Origin of the sequence: Streptomyces cinnamoneus, from assembly GCF_014650495.1 — a bacterium.
Taxonomy (GTDB): domain Bacteria; phylum Actinomycetota; class Actinomycetes; order Streptomycetales; family Streptomycetaceae; genus Streptomyces; species Streptomyces cinnamoneus.
Window position 1 is genome coordinate 1 of record NZ_BMVB01000050.1, and the last position, 12,498, is coordinate 12,498.

The 12,498-nt window shown below is 74.2% G+C and carries 15 protein-coding genes and 1 pseudogene; 12 read left to right on the forward strand and 4 right to left on the reverse strand.

The genetic code is table 11. From position 1 onward, the window contains the following. From IE182_RS31100 to IE182_RS31115, 4 genes and pseudogenes are all read left to right on the forward strand, one after another. Window positions 1-621, forward strand: a pseudogene (locus IE182_RS31100) (NYN domain-containing protein); the annotation flags it as partial. A 157-nt stretch (window positions 622-778) separates the two neighbouring features. Then, complete coding sequence (locus IE182_RS31105) at window positions 779-1,753, forward strand: ABC transporter ATP-binding protein (RefSeq protein WP_190113356.1); 975 nt, start codon at window positions 779-781, stop codon at window positions 1,751-1,753. Between the two features lie 58 nt (window positions 1,754-1,811). Beyond that, window positions 1,812-2,648 carry an ABC transporter permease gene (locus IE182_RS31110; protein ID WP_190113345.1) on the forward strand — a complete coding sequence of 279 codons (837 nt, stop codon included), beginning with the start codon at window positions 1,812-1,814 and terminating at the stop codon, window positions 2,646-2,648. Between the two features lie 59 nt (window positions 2,649-2,707). Further along, window positions 2,708-3,394: a hypothetical protein gene (locus tag IE182_RS31115; protein WP_229845286.1), complete on the forward strand. Its 687-nt coding sequence runs from the start codon at window positions 2,708-2,710 to the stop codon at window positions 3,392-3,394. Window positions 3,395-3,429: 35 nt separating this feature from the next. Here the strand turns inward: IE182_RS31115 and IE182_RS32955 are convergent, their stop codons facing one another. The 4 genes from IE182_RS32955 to IE182_RS31130 all read right to left on the reverse strand — a co-directional run bounded on the left by IE182_RS32955 (window position 3,430) and on the right by IE182_RS31130 (window position 6,500). Next, the gene (locus IE182_RS32955) at window positions 3,430-3,504 is read right to left on the reverse strand and encodes a 50S ribosomal protein bL37 (protein WP_466319588.1); all 75 of its coding nucleotides are present in this window, start codon (window positions 3,502-3,504) and stop codon (window positions 3,430-3,432) included. A 69-nt stretch (window positions 3,505-3,573) separates the two neighbouring features. Continuing rightward, entirely contained in the window at window positions 3,574-4,095 is a 522-nt protein-coding gene (gene ybaK, locus IE182_RS31120; protein WP_190113346.1) for a Cys-tRNA(Pro) deacylase, read from the reverse strand. Window positions 4,096-4,113: 18 nt separating this feature from the next. Further along, complete coding sequence (locus tag IE182_RS31125; RefSeq protein WP_190113347.1) at window positions 4,114-4,851, reverse strand: LON peptidase substrate-binding domain-containing protein; 738 nt, start codon at window positions 4,849-4,851, stop codon at window positions 4,114-4,116. Window positions 4,852-4,895: 44 nt separating this feature from the next. Beyond that, window positions 4,896-6,500 carry an oxidoreductase gene (locus tag IE182_RS31130; protein WP_190113348.1) on the reverse strand — a complete coding sequence of 535 codons (1,605 nt, stop codon included), beginning with the start codon at window positions 6,498-6,500 and terminating at the stop codon, window positions 4,896-4,898. A 208-nt stretch (window positions 6,501-6,708) separates the two neighbouring features. On the opposite strand from IE182_RS31130, the gene hisD reads away from it, so the two are divergent. From hisD to hisF, 8 genes are read left to right on the forward strand one after another with little or no spacing between them, the layout of a single operon-like run. Next, window positions 6,709-8,031: a histidinol dehydrogenase gene (gene hisD / locus IE182_RS31135; RefSeq protein WP_190113349.1), complete on the forward strand. Its 1,323-nt coding sequence runs from the start codon at window positions 6,709-6,711 to the stop codon at window positions 8,029-8,031. Beyond that, complete coding sequence (locus IE182_RS31140; protein WP_190113358.1) at window positions 8,028-9,134, forward strand: histidinol-phosphate transaminase; 1,107 nt, start codon at window positions 8,028-8,030, stop codon at window positions 9,132-9,134. The genes hisD and IE182_RS31140 overlap by 4 nt, the downstream gene beginning before the upstream one ends. Continuing rightward, a complete protein-coding gene (gene hisB, locus IE182_RS31145; protein ID WP_190113350.1) occupies window positions 9,131-9,724 on the forward strand; it encodes an imidazoleglycerol-phosphate dehydratase HisB in 594 nt (197 codons plus the stop codon). Before IE182_RS31140 ends, hisB begins: the two co-directional genes overlap by 4 nt. After that, complete coding sequence (locus IE182_RS31150; protein WP_190113351.1) at window positions 9,721-9,888, forward strand: CG2302 family histidine operon protein; 168 nt, start codon at window positions 9,721-9,723, stop codon at window positions 9,886-9,888. The genes hisB and IE182_RS31150 overlap by 4 nt, the downstream gene beginning before the upstream one ends. Then, entirely contained in the window at window positions 9,885-10,538 is a 654-nt protein-coding gene (hisH, locus tag IE182_RS31155) for an imidazole glycerol phosphate synthase subunit HisH (RefSeq protein ID WP_190113352.1), read from the forward strand. Before IE182_RS31150 ends, hisH begins: the two co-directional genes overlap by 4 nt. After that, window positions 10,538-11,272: a bifunctional 1-(5-phosphoribosyl)-5-((5-phosphoribosylamino)methylideneamino)imidazole-4-carboxamide isomerase/phosphoribosylanthranilate isomerase PriA gene (gene priA / locus IE182_RS31160; RefSeq protein ID WP_190113353.1), complete on the forward strand. Its 735-nt coding sequence runs from the start codon at window positions 10,538-10,540 to the stop codon at window positions 11,270-11,272. Before hisH ends, priA begins: the two co-directional genes overlap by 1 nt. Next, window positions 11,269-11,673: a RidA family protein gene (locus IE182_RS31165; protein WP_190113354.1), complete on the forward strand. Its 405-nt coding sequence runs from the start codon at window positions 11,269-11,271 to the stop codon at window positions 11,671-11,673. The genes priA and IE182_RS31165 overlap by 4 nt, the downstream gene beginning before the upstream one ends. Next, window positions 11,670-12,425 (forward strand): imidazole glycerol phosphate synthase subunit HisF, encoded by a 756-nt coding sequence (hisF, locus tag IE182_RS31170; protein ID WP_190113355.1) that lies wholly within the window; start codon window positions 11,670-11,672, stop codon window positions 12,423-12,425. Before IE182_RS31165 ends, hisF begins: the two co-directional genes overlap by 4 nt. Window positions 12,426-12,498: the final 73 nt, after the last annotated feature.

Consider the following 12,498-nt stretch of genomic DNA (forward strand, 5'->3'; position numbering starts at 1 on the left):
GCCGCCGAGCGCAACGGCACCCGCCCCGCGGCCGCCGCCCCCTGCCCGGGCGCCGAGCGGGGCGGCGACGCCCCCGCCGGGCGGGGCGTGCCCACCCCCAAGGACCTCGCCGGGCTGGGCCGCGGGCCCGTCGGCCAGAGCCCCCAGCCCGCCGCGGCGCAGTCCGCGACGACCGGGCCCGTCACGACCCCCAGCGCGACCCTGCGCTGGTCCTCGGACAAGGGCTGGGTCGACCGCGGCGCCGGAAACGGCCTGGGGGAGCCTCCCGAAACCGCCTCCCTGCCCATGCTCGCTCAGCTCACCAGCGCCGAGCAGCGCTGGGCGGACCGCGAGGAGGACATCACCACCGTCGGCGGCGACCCCTTCGAGGTCGGCCAGGTCTTCGCCCGCCGCTGGACCGAACGCCTCACCGACTCCATCCACCTCCAGCACCTGTCCACCGAGTACCCCCGCATCCCGCACCGCATCGACGGCGAGCTCCTGCGCTACGCCGCCCGCTTCGGCCTCCTCGCCCACAAGGACGACCAGATCGACGAACACGACCGCTACGCGATCCGGGCCGGCTTCTGGCGCGAGATCGACGCCCGCACCGCAGCGGAACACGCCCCGGCGGGGGACTGACGCGCACGGGCGCACACCGCCGGGCTCCCCGAGGGCGACCGGCGGCGCCGAACCGCCGCAAGCGTGCCCCCGGAGCAAGCCGCAGGCGCCCGGGCGCGTACCCTCATAGCTCGTGAGAACGGTCGGGAAACAGGCGGAGCGTGCCGCGGGCGCCACGGTGTGTGCCGTGCGCGGGCTCGTCAAGACCTACCCGCCCGCGCGCGGACGGCGCGGTGCGCCCGGCGCGGACGCCGTGCGGGCCAGCGACGGCATCGACCTCGACGTGCGGCGCGGCGAGATCTTCGGCCTGCTGGGCCCCAACGGCGCCGGCAAGACGACGCTCGTGCGCCAGCTCACCGGCCTGCTGCGCCCCGACGAGGGCAGCGTCGCACTCCTCGGCCACGACATCGTGCGCCATCCCGAGCGGGCCGCCCGCCTCATCGGCTACCTCGGCCAGGAGTCGAGCGCGCTGGACGAGCTGACCGTGGCCCTCGCCGCCGAGACCACCGGCCGGCTGCGCGGCCTCGACCTGCGCACCGCCCGCGCCGAGCGCGACGCCGTCCTCGACGAACTCGGGCTCACCGCGATCGCCGGCCGCCCGCTGAAGAAGCTCTCCGGCGGCCAGCGCCGCCTGGCCTGCTTCGCCGCCGCCCTGGTCGGCGAGCGCCCCCTGCTCGTCCTGGACGAGCCGACCACCGGCATGGACCCCGTGGCCCGCCGGGCCGTGTGGGCCGCCGTGGACCGGCGGCGCGCCGAGCACGGCACCACGGTGCTGCTGGTCACCCACAACGTCATCGAGGCCGAGACCGTGCTGGACCGGGTCGCGGTCCTCGAACGCGGCCGGATCATCGCCTGCGACACGCCCGCCGGCCTCAAGGAGCTCGTCGGCGACGAGGTGCGCGTCGACCTCGTCTGGCGCGACGAGCCGCCGCTCGACGTGCCCGAGGTCGCCGCGCTGCGCGACGTCGCGCACGAGACCGGCCGCCGGTGGTCGCTGCGGCTCGCGCCCGCCGAGGCGCGCGCCGCCGTCGCCGCCGTGACCGGCGGCCCCGCCTTCGCCGCGCTCGACGACTTCACGCTCGCCACGCCGAGCCTGGAGGACGTCTACCTGGCGCTGGGCGGCGGCCGTGCCCAGGGGCTGGTCAAGGCGTGAGGCGCGACGACGTACCGCAGGGCCGCGCGAAGGCCGTACCGAACAGGAGCTGTGCCGCGTGAGTGCTGTGTCCGCCGAGGCGGCGCCCGGAAAGGTCCGTCCCCGGCGCGGGGACCGGCAGGCCACCGACGGTGACGGTGCCGCCCCGCTCGCCCCCCGGGCGCGGCTGCTGCCCGCCCTGTCCGCCGTCTACCGGGCGCAGCTCTCGCGTGCCCGCGTGGCACGGATCCCGCTGCTGTTCGTGGCGACCTTCCAGTCCGTCGGCATCATGATCCTGATGCGCGGGGTCGTCGACGGCGGGGACGAGGCCCGGGCCGTCGTGGCGGGCTCCAGCGTGCTGGTCGTGGCGTTCGTCGCGCTCAACCTCCTCGCCCAGTACTTCGGCCAGCTGCGGGCCAGCGGCGGCCTCGACCACTACGCCACGCTGCCGGTGCCCCCCGCGGCCGTCGTGCTGGGGGCGGCGGGCGCGTACGCCTCCTTCACCGCGCCCGGCACGGTCGTGACCGCCGTCGCGGGCAGCCTGCTGTTCAAGCTGCCGCTGGTGCACCTGTGGGTGCTGGCCGCGGTGGTTCCGCTGTCCGGTGCGGCGCTCGCCGGGCTCGGGGCCGCCCTGGGCCTGCTGGCGCCCCGCCAGGAGCTGGCGACCCTCTGCGGCCAGCTGGGCATGTCGGCGGCGCTGCTGCTGGGCGTGCTGCCGGCCGCCCGCATGCCCGAGCCCATCGCATGGGCGCGCGACCTGCTGCCGTCCACCTACGGCGTGGAGGCGCTGGCCCGGAGCTTCGACGCGCACCCCGACTGGCTGCTGGTGGCGGCCGACCTGGGCGTGTGCGCGGCCGTCGGCGTGGTGTCGCTGGCCGTGGCCACCTGGGCCTACCGCCGTGCGGCCGTGCGGTGACGCGCCGCAGTGACCCTCCTGGGGATCGGGCGTCCGCGTCCACCTGGCACGATGGCAGGGTGACCGCACCGCTGACACCGCAGGACGACCCCTCTGCTTCCGCCGCCTCCGCCGGCTCCTCCGGTTCCGCCCCCTCCGGGCCGCCGGAGCCGCAGCCGGCCGAGGGGCAGGAACCCTCCGCGGAGCGGGACGCGCAGGCGGCCGCCGCCCGTGCCGAGGAGCTGCGCGCCGAGCTGCGGGACGCCGCGGTCGTGTTCGCCGCCGTGGTGGTGTGCGGCGTGCTGCTGGGGCTGCTGTGGGTGTGGCTGGCGCCGCGGGTGCCGCTGATCTCCGACGGCAAGGCCGTCTACCTCAGGAACACCGAGGGCGAGCAGGCCATCGGCGCGGACGGCTGGTTCGCGCTGCTGGGCCTGGCGTTCGGCGCGGTCGGTGCGGCCGTGGTCTTCCTCTTCCGGCGGGCCGGCGGCATTCCGCTCGTCGTCGCCCTGGCCGTCGGTTCGCTGCTGGCCTCGCTGATCGGCTGGCGGCTGGGCGTGTGGCTCGGGCCGACCGCCGACGTCGTCGCCCACGCCAAGGCGGTGGGCAAGGGCGTGGTCTTCGACGCGCCGCTCAAGCTCGCGGCCAAGGGCATGCTGCTGGCGTGGCCGCTGGCGGCGATGGCCGTGCACCTGGGACTGACGGCGCTGTTCGGCCCGCGCGACCCCGAGCCCCTCGACGCCTTCTCCCCGCCCCGCCCCGTCGCCTGACGGAGCGGCCGGGCGGGCCGGGGAGGAGTCAGTGCCTACGCGGGCCTCCGGCCGTGGTTGGCGCGGCCCTTCTTCAGGCGCCAGCGGCGCTTGCGGGTGCGCTTCGACATGGGCGTCCCCTCCCTGGGCGGGACGCACGCACGGCGGCCCGCCCCTTCGTCGTAGCGAAAGGACGGGCGTCAGTCCAGACCGCGCGCGATGGGCGCCACCACCGCGCCCGTGAGGAGTGCCAGGTCGCCGGGGGAGAGCTCGACCTCCAGCCCGCGCCGCCCGGCCGAGACGCAGATCGTCGCGTGGGAGTGCGCGGAGGCGTCCAGGGCGGTCGGCAGGCGCTTGCGCTGCCCCAGCGGGGAGATCCCGCCGCGGACGTACCCCGTCGTGCGCTCGGCGGCCGCCGGGTCGGCCATCGCCGCCCGCTTGCCGCCCACGGCCGCCGCCAGGGCCTTGAGGTCGAGCGAGCCCGCGACCGGCACGACGGCCACGGTCAGCGTGCCGTCCACGTCGGCCACCAGCGTCTTGAAGACCCTGCCCGCATCGACGCCCAGCGCCTCGGCGGCCTCCTCGCCGTACGAGGCGGCCGCCGGGTCGTGCTCGTAGGCGTGCACCGAGAAGGCGGTGCCGGCCTTCTCCAGGGCGACGATCGCGGGCGTCGCCCCCGTCGCCTGCTGCTTCCGCTGCTGCTTCTTCGACTGCTTGGCCAAGGCCGTGTTTCCTCCGGCTCAGTTGGGGCTGGTGGGCCGCCGGGTGAGCTCGACGGCCGGCAGCGAGGGGAGCTTACTGATCACCGCCGTCTCGGCGCGCAGCAGTTTCAGCTCCTCCGCCAGCCGGGTCGCGGTGTCGGGCGCCTGGAGCAGCCGCTGCTTGACCGGGGTGTCCAGCACCGCCGCGGCCGCCACGAGGTAGGACAGCACCTGGGGCTCGCCGGGCAGCTCCGCCCGCCGCGCCAGCGACGCCTCGTTCGCCCCGGCCAGCCGCTTCTGGTAGGCGCGGAAGGCCCGTACGACGCCGGAGGCGAGGGCCCCCGCCCCCTCGCCCTGCTGCTCCTCGACCGTCTCCACCTCGCCGGTCAGGTACGGGCCCGAGGCGTCGACGGACAGCAGCCGGAAGCGGGTCGTGCCGGTCGCGAGCACCTCGTACGTGCCGTCCGGGCGCTCGCGGATGGTGGCCGCCTCGGCCGTGCAGCCGACGGTGTGGAAGGACTTCAGCGGGTCGGGCCCGAAGCCGGAGGCCGGCCCGGGCTCCGGGCGCGACTCGTCGGGCAGGCCCGGTGCGCTGGGCGCCACCTCGTGACCGTCGCGGATGGCGACGACCCCGAAGCGGCGCGGCTCGTCCTCGGGCAGCTTCGACAGGTCGCGCATCAACGCGCGGTACCGCTGCTCGAAGACGCCGAGCGGGAGCACGAGCCCCGGGAACAGCACCGAGTTCAGCGGGAAGAGGGGAAGGCGCGCGATGGTCACGGCCGGTAAGCCTAATAGGCCGCCTGCCGGAGCCGCCCGGGGTTTCACTGCCGGCGCAGCAGCCGGGAGGCACCCGCCGCGACCGTGGTGGCGAGGATCCAGCCGAGCAGGGTGAGCGCCGCCACCGCCCACTGCTGGCCGCCCGCCGGCCGCCAGGCGGTGCCCTGGCCCAGGTCGATGACCGGCAGCAACAGGTCGAGGGTGTACAGGGCGGCGTTCCACGCCGGGCCCTCGCCGTCCTTGAGCGGCGGCACCGGGCGGTAGGAGAAGTACAGCGCCCCCAGCGCCCACAGCACCGCCATCCACACCGCGGCCCGGCCCGGCCGGTAGCCGTAGGCCACCGTCCAGTCCTGCAGGTAGCCCCACGCCCTCCCGGCCGGCGGCAGCGTCTCGCGCCGGCGGCGCTGCTTGGCCAGCAGCACCGCCCGCGCGTCGGCGTCCTCGCCGCTGGCGCGCAGGGCGCCGGCCAGCCGCTCGTAGGGCTCCGGGGCGTATTCGGGGGTGGCCGCCGCCACCCAGTCCAGGCGGCGGGCGAGCGGGAAGTGGCCGAGCGGTACGAGGCGCTCGTAGGAGAAGCCGGCCATCACCAGCCCGCCCGGGCCCGGCCAGCTGTCGTAGCGGTCGATCAGGTTGGTCACCTGCGCCCCCGACAGCACCACCCGGCCGCGCTGCTGCTTCTCGCCCAGGAAGCGCAGCTCGGGCGTCTGGACGCGGCGCAGCGACAGCTCCTGGTCGGCCTCCATCACGAACCGGGCCTGGCTGAGGTCGACCGCGTCCCCGAACCGCCCGTCGTCCAGCCGGGCCCCGCCCAGGCACTCGAAGCGCCGCAGCCGGGTGCCGTGCTCGGGCGCGGTGAGGACGATGCCGTACGGGGGAGTGGCGCCGCCCGCGTAGCGGCCGCTGCCGATGCCGGCCGCGGTGAGGTAGAGGGTGCGCTCCACCGTCAGCTGCGGGGCGTTGAGGGCGCGCCGGCCGTAGGGGTTGTTGAGCGTGGAGCCGCGCAGGCTCAGGGAGGCGCCGACGGTGGCGCCGCGCATGCTCAGCTCGCCGTGCGAGCGCATCATCTCGGCCTGCAGGTCCTGCCCGACCGTCATCCCGTCGGCGGCTATGGACAGACCGCGCCGGTCGCGGCGCACCACCAGCTGGTTGAGCAGCAGGTCCGTGCCGATGTGCGCGTCGGTCAGCCGTATGCCGTGCTGGACGACGCAGCGCGGCAGGTGCAGGTCGCCCTCGGTGCGGATGCGCGCGCCCTCCAGGCGGGGGATCGCGCAGCCGACCAGGCGCAGGGTGGTGAAGCTGCACTCGGGCACGAGCAGCTGCTCGTCGAAGCGGCAGTTGTGCAGCTCGACGTAGGGCACGACGGCCCCGCCGGACAGGTCGAGGGTGCCGGTGATCCGCACGCCGTTGAGCTTGAGCGCGGCGACACGCCCGGGGCGGGCCGCCGGTCCGTGCAGCAGCAGGAGGGCGACGGTGCGGGCCCGCACGCTGCGCTCGGGGCCCCAGGTCTGCGGGCCGGCCGGGTCGTTGCGGCCGGGCGTGGAACTGCGCAGGTCGAGGGTGCTGCCGGTGCGGAACGCCTGCCACATCTGCCGCTCGGCGGCGGTGAGCTCCAGTCCCGCGGGCGGCTCGCCGTCGGCCGGATCGGTCACGAATCTCCCCTTCCTGCCCGCGGCCGTCGCCCGGGGCGCCCCCTCTCGTACGGCCGTACGAGCCCCTTTCCCGCCGGGTGACCGGTTGAACACCCGCGGTGAGGCAGATTGTCAGTCCTCGGTCAGATAAAGATCAACTCGTTCGGACGCGTATCAGTGGGTGGTACAGGGAGCCGTGCGACGCGACGGGTCTGAGACAATTGACCGCGTGATCTCCCGAATCGATCTGCGCGGTGCTGCCTTCCCTGCCGGGGGCATCGACCGCGACCTGCTGCCCCGTGCCGAGCTCGACGTCGCGGCCGCCCTGGAGAAGGTACGGCCCATCTGCGACGACGTGCATCATCGCGGCACAGCGGCCCTGATCGAGTACGCGGAGCGCTTCGACGGCGTGCGCATCGACCGCGTCCGGGTGCCCGCCGAGGCGATCACCCGCGCCCTGGAGGAGCTCGACCCGGCCGTGCGCGCCGCGCTGGAGGAGTCCATCCGCCGCGCCCGCCTCGTCCACCGCGAGCAGCGCCGCACCGACCACACCGTCCAGGTCGTGCCCGGCGGCACGGTCACCGAGCGCTGGGTGCCCGTCGAGCGCGTCGGCCTGTACGTACCGGGCGGCCGCTCGGTCTACCCCTCGTCCGTCGTGATGAACGTGGTGCCCGCCCAGGAGGCCGGCGTCGCCTCCATGGCCGTCGCCTCCCCGCCCCAGGCCGGCTTCGACGGCCTGCCGCACCCCACGATCCTGGCCGCCTGCGCACTGCTGGGCGTCGACGAGGTCTACGCCGTCGGCGGCGCCCAGGCCGTCGCCATGTTCGCCTACGGCACCGAGGAGTGCCGCCCGGCCACCATGGTCACCGGCCCCGGCAACATCTGGGTCGCCGCCGCCAAGCGGCTGCTCAAGGGCCGCATCGGCATCGACGCCGAGGCCGGCCCGACCGAGATCGCCGTCCTCGCCGACCGCACCGCCGACCCCGTCCACGTCGCCGCCGACCTGATCAGCCAGGCCGAGCACGACCCGCTGGCCGCCTCGGTGCTCGTCACCGACTCCGAGGAGCTCGCCGACGCGGTCGAGCGCGAGCTCAAGTCCCAGGTGGCCGCCACCAAGCACGTCGAGGACCGCATCCTCCCCGCCCTCGGCGGCCGCCAGTCCGGCATCGTGCTGGTCGACGGCATCGAGCAGGGCCTGGAGGTCGTCAACGCCTACGCCGCGGAGCACCTGGAGATCCAGACCGCCGACGCGGCCGCCGTCGCCGCCCGCGTGCGCAACGCCGGCGCGGTCTTCGTCGGCCCGTACGCACCGGTCTCCCTCGGCGACTACGCCGCGGGATCCAACCACGTGCTGCCCACCGGCGGCTGCGCCTGCCACTCCTCCGGCCTGTCCGTGCAGTCCTTCCTGCGCGGCATCCACGTCGTGGACTACACCCGCGAGGCGCTCGCCGAGGTCGCCGGGCACGTCGTCACGCTCGCCGAGGCGGAGGACCTGCCCGCGCACGGCGCGGCGGTGAAGGCCCGCTTCGCGTGGACGGTGCCGAGTACGTGACCGGTATCGACGACCTCCCCATCCGGGACGAACTGCGCGGCAAGACCCCGTACGGCGCCCCCCAGCTCGACGTGCCCGTACGCCTGAACACCAACGAGAACCCCTACCCCCTGCCCGAGCCCCTGGTCGCCCGCATCGCCGAGCGCGTCGCCGAGGCCGCCCGGCACCTCAACCGCTACCCCGACCGGGACGCGACCGAGCTGCGCACCGAGCTCGCCGCGTACCTCACCCGCACCGCCGGGTACGAGGTCACCCGGGCGAACGTCTGGGCGGCCAACGGCTCCAACGAGGTCATCCAGCAGCTGCTGCAGACCTTCGGCGGCCCCGGCCGCACCGCCATCGGCTTCGAGCCCTCGTACTCGATGCACTCCCTCATCTCGCGCAGCACCGGCACCGGCTGGATCTCCGGCCCGCGCCGCGACGACTTCACCATCGACGTCGAGGCCGCCGAGCGCGCCATCGCCGAGCAGCGGCCCGACGTCGTCTTCGTCTGCTCGCCCAACAACCCCACGGGCACCGCGGTCGGCGAGGAGACGGTCCTGCGGCTGTACGAGGCCGCGCAGGCGGCCAAGCCGTCGCTGGTGGTCGTCGACGAGGCGTACGGCGAGTTCAGCCACCGCCCCTCGCTGCTGCCGCTCATCGAGGGCCGCCCGAACCTGGTCGTCTCGCGGACCATGTCCAAGGCGTTCGGCGCCGCCGGGCTGCGCCTGGGCTACCTCGCCGCGCACCCCGCCGTGGTCGACGCCGTGCAGCTGGTCCGCCTGCCGTACCACCTCTCGGCCGTCACCCAGGCCACCGCCCTGGCCGCGCTGGAGCACACCGACACGCTGCTCGGCTACGTCGAACAGCTCAAGGCCGAGCGCGACCGCCTCGTCACCGAGCTGCGCGCGACGGGCTGCGAGGTGACCGACTCGGACGCCAACTTCGTCCAGTTCGGCCGCTTCGACGACAGCCACGCCGCATGGCAGGCCATCCTCGACCGGGGTGTCCTGGTACGGGACAACGGCGTGCCCGGCTGGCTGCGGGTGACCGCGGGCACGCCGGAGGAGAACGACGCGTTCCTGGACGCGGTCCGCGCCATTCGCAAGGAGAACAACTCATGAGCCGCGTTGGGCGCGTCGAGCGCACCACGAAGGAGACCTCCGTCCTGGTCGAGATAGACCTCGACGGCACCGGGCAGGTCGACGTGTCGACCGGGGTCGGCTTCTACGACCACATGCTCGACCAGCTCGGCCGCCACGGCCTCTTCGACCTCACGGTCAAGACCGACGGCGACCTGCACATCGACACCCACCACACCATCGAGGACACCGCCCTCGCGCTCGGTGCCGCCTTCCGGCAGGCCCTCGGCGACAAGGTGGGCATCTACCGCTTCGGCAACTGCACCGTGCCCCTGGACGAGTCCCTCGCCCAGGTCACCGTCGACCTCTCCGGCCGCCCGTACCTCGTGCACAGCGAGCCCGAGAACATGGCGCCGATGATCGGCACGTACGACACGACGATGACCCGGCACATCCTGGAGTCCTTCGTCGCCCAGGCCCAGATCGCCCTGCACGTCCACGTCCCGTACGGGCGCAACGCCCACCACATCGTGGAGTGCCAGTTCAAGGCCCTCGCCCGCGCCCTGCGCTACGCCTGCGAGCGCGACGTGCGCGCGGCCGGAATCCTGCCTTCCACGAAGGGTGCCCTGTGAACGGCCTGTCGACCGTCCTCATCGTCGTCGGCCTGTTCCTGATCGGCGGCATCATCTCGTTCTTCAAGCAGGGCATGCCCAAGGGCCTGATCGTCCTGCTGGGCATCGGCGCGGCCATGTGCCTGAGCGCCGGTGTGCTGCGCATCGAAGGGCTGTGGTCATGAGCACCCCCGCGAAGGCCGCCAAGAAGGTCGTCGTCTTCGACTACGGCTTCGGCAACGTCCGCTCCGCCGAGCGGGCCCTGGCCCACGTCGGCGCGGACGTGGAGATCACCCGCGACTTCGACACCGCCATGAACGCCGACGGGCTCCTCGTCCCCGGCGTCGGCGCGTTCGCCGCCTGCATGGAGGGCCTGCGCGCCGCCCGCGGCGACTGGATCATCGGGCGCCGGCTCTCCGGCGGCCGCCCGGTCATGGGCATCTGCGTCGGCATGCAGATCCTCTTCGAGCGCGGCATCGAGCACGGCGTGGAGACCGAGGGCCTCGACGAGTGGCCCGGCGTCGTCGAGCCGCTCAAGGCCCCCGTCGTCCCCCACATGGGCTGGAACACCGTCACCCCGGCCGAGGGCTCGCAGCTCTTCGCCGGCCTCGACGCCGACACCCGGTACTACTTCGTGCACTCCTACGCGGTGCGCGAGTGGAGCCTGGAGGTCACCAACGCCAACATCCGTGCGCCCAAGGTCACGTGGGCCACGCACGGCGAGCCGTTCGTCGCCGCCGTGGAGAACGGCCCCCTGTGGGCCACCCAGTTCCACCCCGAGAAGTCCGGCGACGCCGGCGCCCAGCTGCTGACCAACTGGATCGAGACCCTGTGATGACCGATCAGCCGAAGCTCGAACTCCTCCCCGCCGTCGACGTCCGCGACGGCCAGGCCGTCCGCCTCGTCCACGGCGAGTCCGGGTCCGAGACCTCGTACGGCGACCCCCTCTCCGCGGCCCTCGCCTGGCAGCGCGCGGGCGCCGAGTGGCTGCATCTGGTCGACCTCGACGCCGCCTTCGGCACCGGCGACAACCGGGCACAGGTCGCCGAGGTCGCCCGCTCCATGGACATCAAGGTCGAGCTGTCCGGCGGCATCCGCGACGACGCCACCCTCGCCGCGGCCCTCGCCACCGGCTGCACCCGCGTCAACCTCGGCACCGCCGCCCTGGAGACCCCCGAGTGGGTCGCCAAGGTCATCGCCGAGCACGGCGACCGCATCGCCGTCGGCCTGGACGTCCGCGGCACCACCCTGCGCGGCCGCGGCTGGACCCGCGACGGCGGCGACCTCTACGAGACCCTCGCCCGCCTCGACTCCGAGGGCTGCGCCCGCTACGTCGTCACCGACATCGCCAAGGACGGCACCCTCCAGGGCCCCAACCTGGAGCTGCTGAAGAACGTCTGTGCGGCCACGGACCGGCCGGTCGTCGCCTCCGGCGGCGTCTCCTCCCTTGACGATCTGCGTGCGCTTGCCACCCTGGTACCTCAGGGGGTCGAAGGCGCCATCGTCGGCAAGGCCCTCTACGCCAAGGCGTTCACCTTGGAAGAGGCCCTGGAGGCAGTGTCCGTATGACCGAATCCCCCGCCCCGCGGCGCGTGCAGACAGACAGCTCCTGGGAGGAGTCGATCGGCTTCGCACGTGCCGTGGCGGTGGGGGACCGGGTGCTCGTCGCCGGGACCATGCCGCTGGTGGGCGGCGTGCTGCACGGCGAAGGCGATCCCTACGAGCAGACGCTGGCCGCCTTCGGCAACGCCCTGGACGCGCTGAAGCGCTTCGGTCTCGGCCCCGAGTCGGTCGTCCGCACCCGGATGTACATCACCCACGCGCGGGACGTGGACGCGGTCGGCCGCGCCCACAAGGAGCTCTTCGACACCGTCCGGCCGGTCGCGACCCTCGTCGTGGTCTCCGGGTTCGTCGACTCGCGCGTCCTGGTGGAAGTAGAAGTAGAAGCCTTCCAAGGAGATCCGGCGTGACCCTCGCCGTCCGAGTCATCCCCTGCCTGGACGTGGACAACGGCCGCGTCGTCAAGGGCGTCAATTTCCAGAACCTGCGTGATGCGGGCGACCCCGTCGAGATGGCCGCCGTCTACGGCCGGGAGGGCGCCGACGAGCTGACCTTCCTCGACATCACCGCCTCCTCCGGCAACCGCGAGACCACCTACGACGTGGTCCGCCGCACGGCCGAGCAGGTCTTCATCCCGCTGACCGTCGGCGGCGGCGTGCGCACCGCCGACGACGTCGACAAGCTGCTGCGCGCCGGTGCCGACAAGGTCGGCGTCAACACCGCCGCGATCGAGCGGCCCGACCTGATCCGCGAGATCGCCGAGCGCTTCGGCCGCCAGGTCCTGGTGCTGTCGGTCGACGCGCGCCGCACGGCCTCGGGATCGTTCGAGGTGACGACGCACGGCGGCCGGCGCGGCACCGGCATCGACGCCGTGGAGTGGGCGCACCGGGCGGCGGAGCTGGGCGCCGGCGAGATCCTGCTCAACTCCATGGACGCCGACGGCACCCGCAACGGCTACGACACCGAGATGATCACGGCCGTGCGCCGCCACGTCTCGGTGCCGGTCATCGCCAGCGGCGGCGCCGGCAAGCTCGCGGACTTCGCCCCGGCCGTCGACGCGGGCGCGGACGCGGTCCTGGCCGCGTCGGTGTTCCACTTCGGCGACCTGCGCATCCCGGACGTCAAGACGGCCCTCCGCACCTCGGGCCACCCGGTGCGCTAGGTGTGTTGTTCGGTGAGGTTGGTGACGCGGCTGGCGGGTGTTTGGCCGTGGATGCCGGTGTGGGGTCGGTGGT

Excerpts from the sequence above, each read along its gene's own strand:
- priA (WP_190113353.1), top strand. The coding sequence starts at position 10,538 with ATGACCGATCAGCCGAAGCTCGAACTCCTCCCCGCCGTCGACGTCCGC.
- IE182_RS31165 (WP_190113354.1), top strand. The coding sequence starts at position 11,269 with ATGACCGAATCCCCCGCCCCGCGGCGCGTGCAGACAGACAGCTCCTGG.
- hisH (WP_190113352.1), top strand. The coding sequence starts at position 9,885 with ATGAGCACCCCCGCGAAGGCCGCCAAGAAGGTCGTCGTCTTCGACTAC.
- hisB (WP_190113350.1), top strand. The coding sequence starts at position 9,131 with ATGAGCCGCGTTGGGCGCGTCGAGCGCACCACGAAGGAGACCTCCGTC.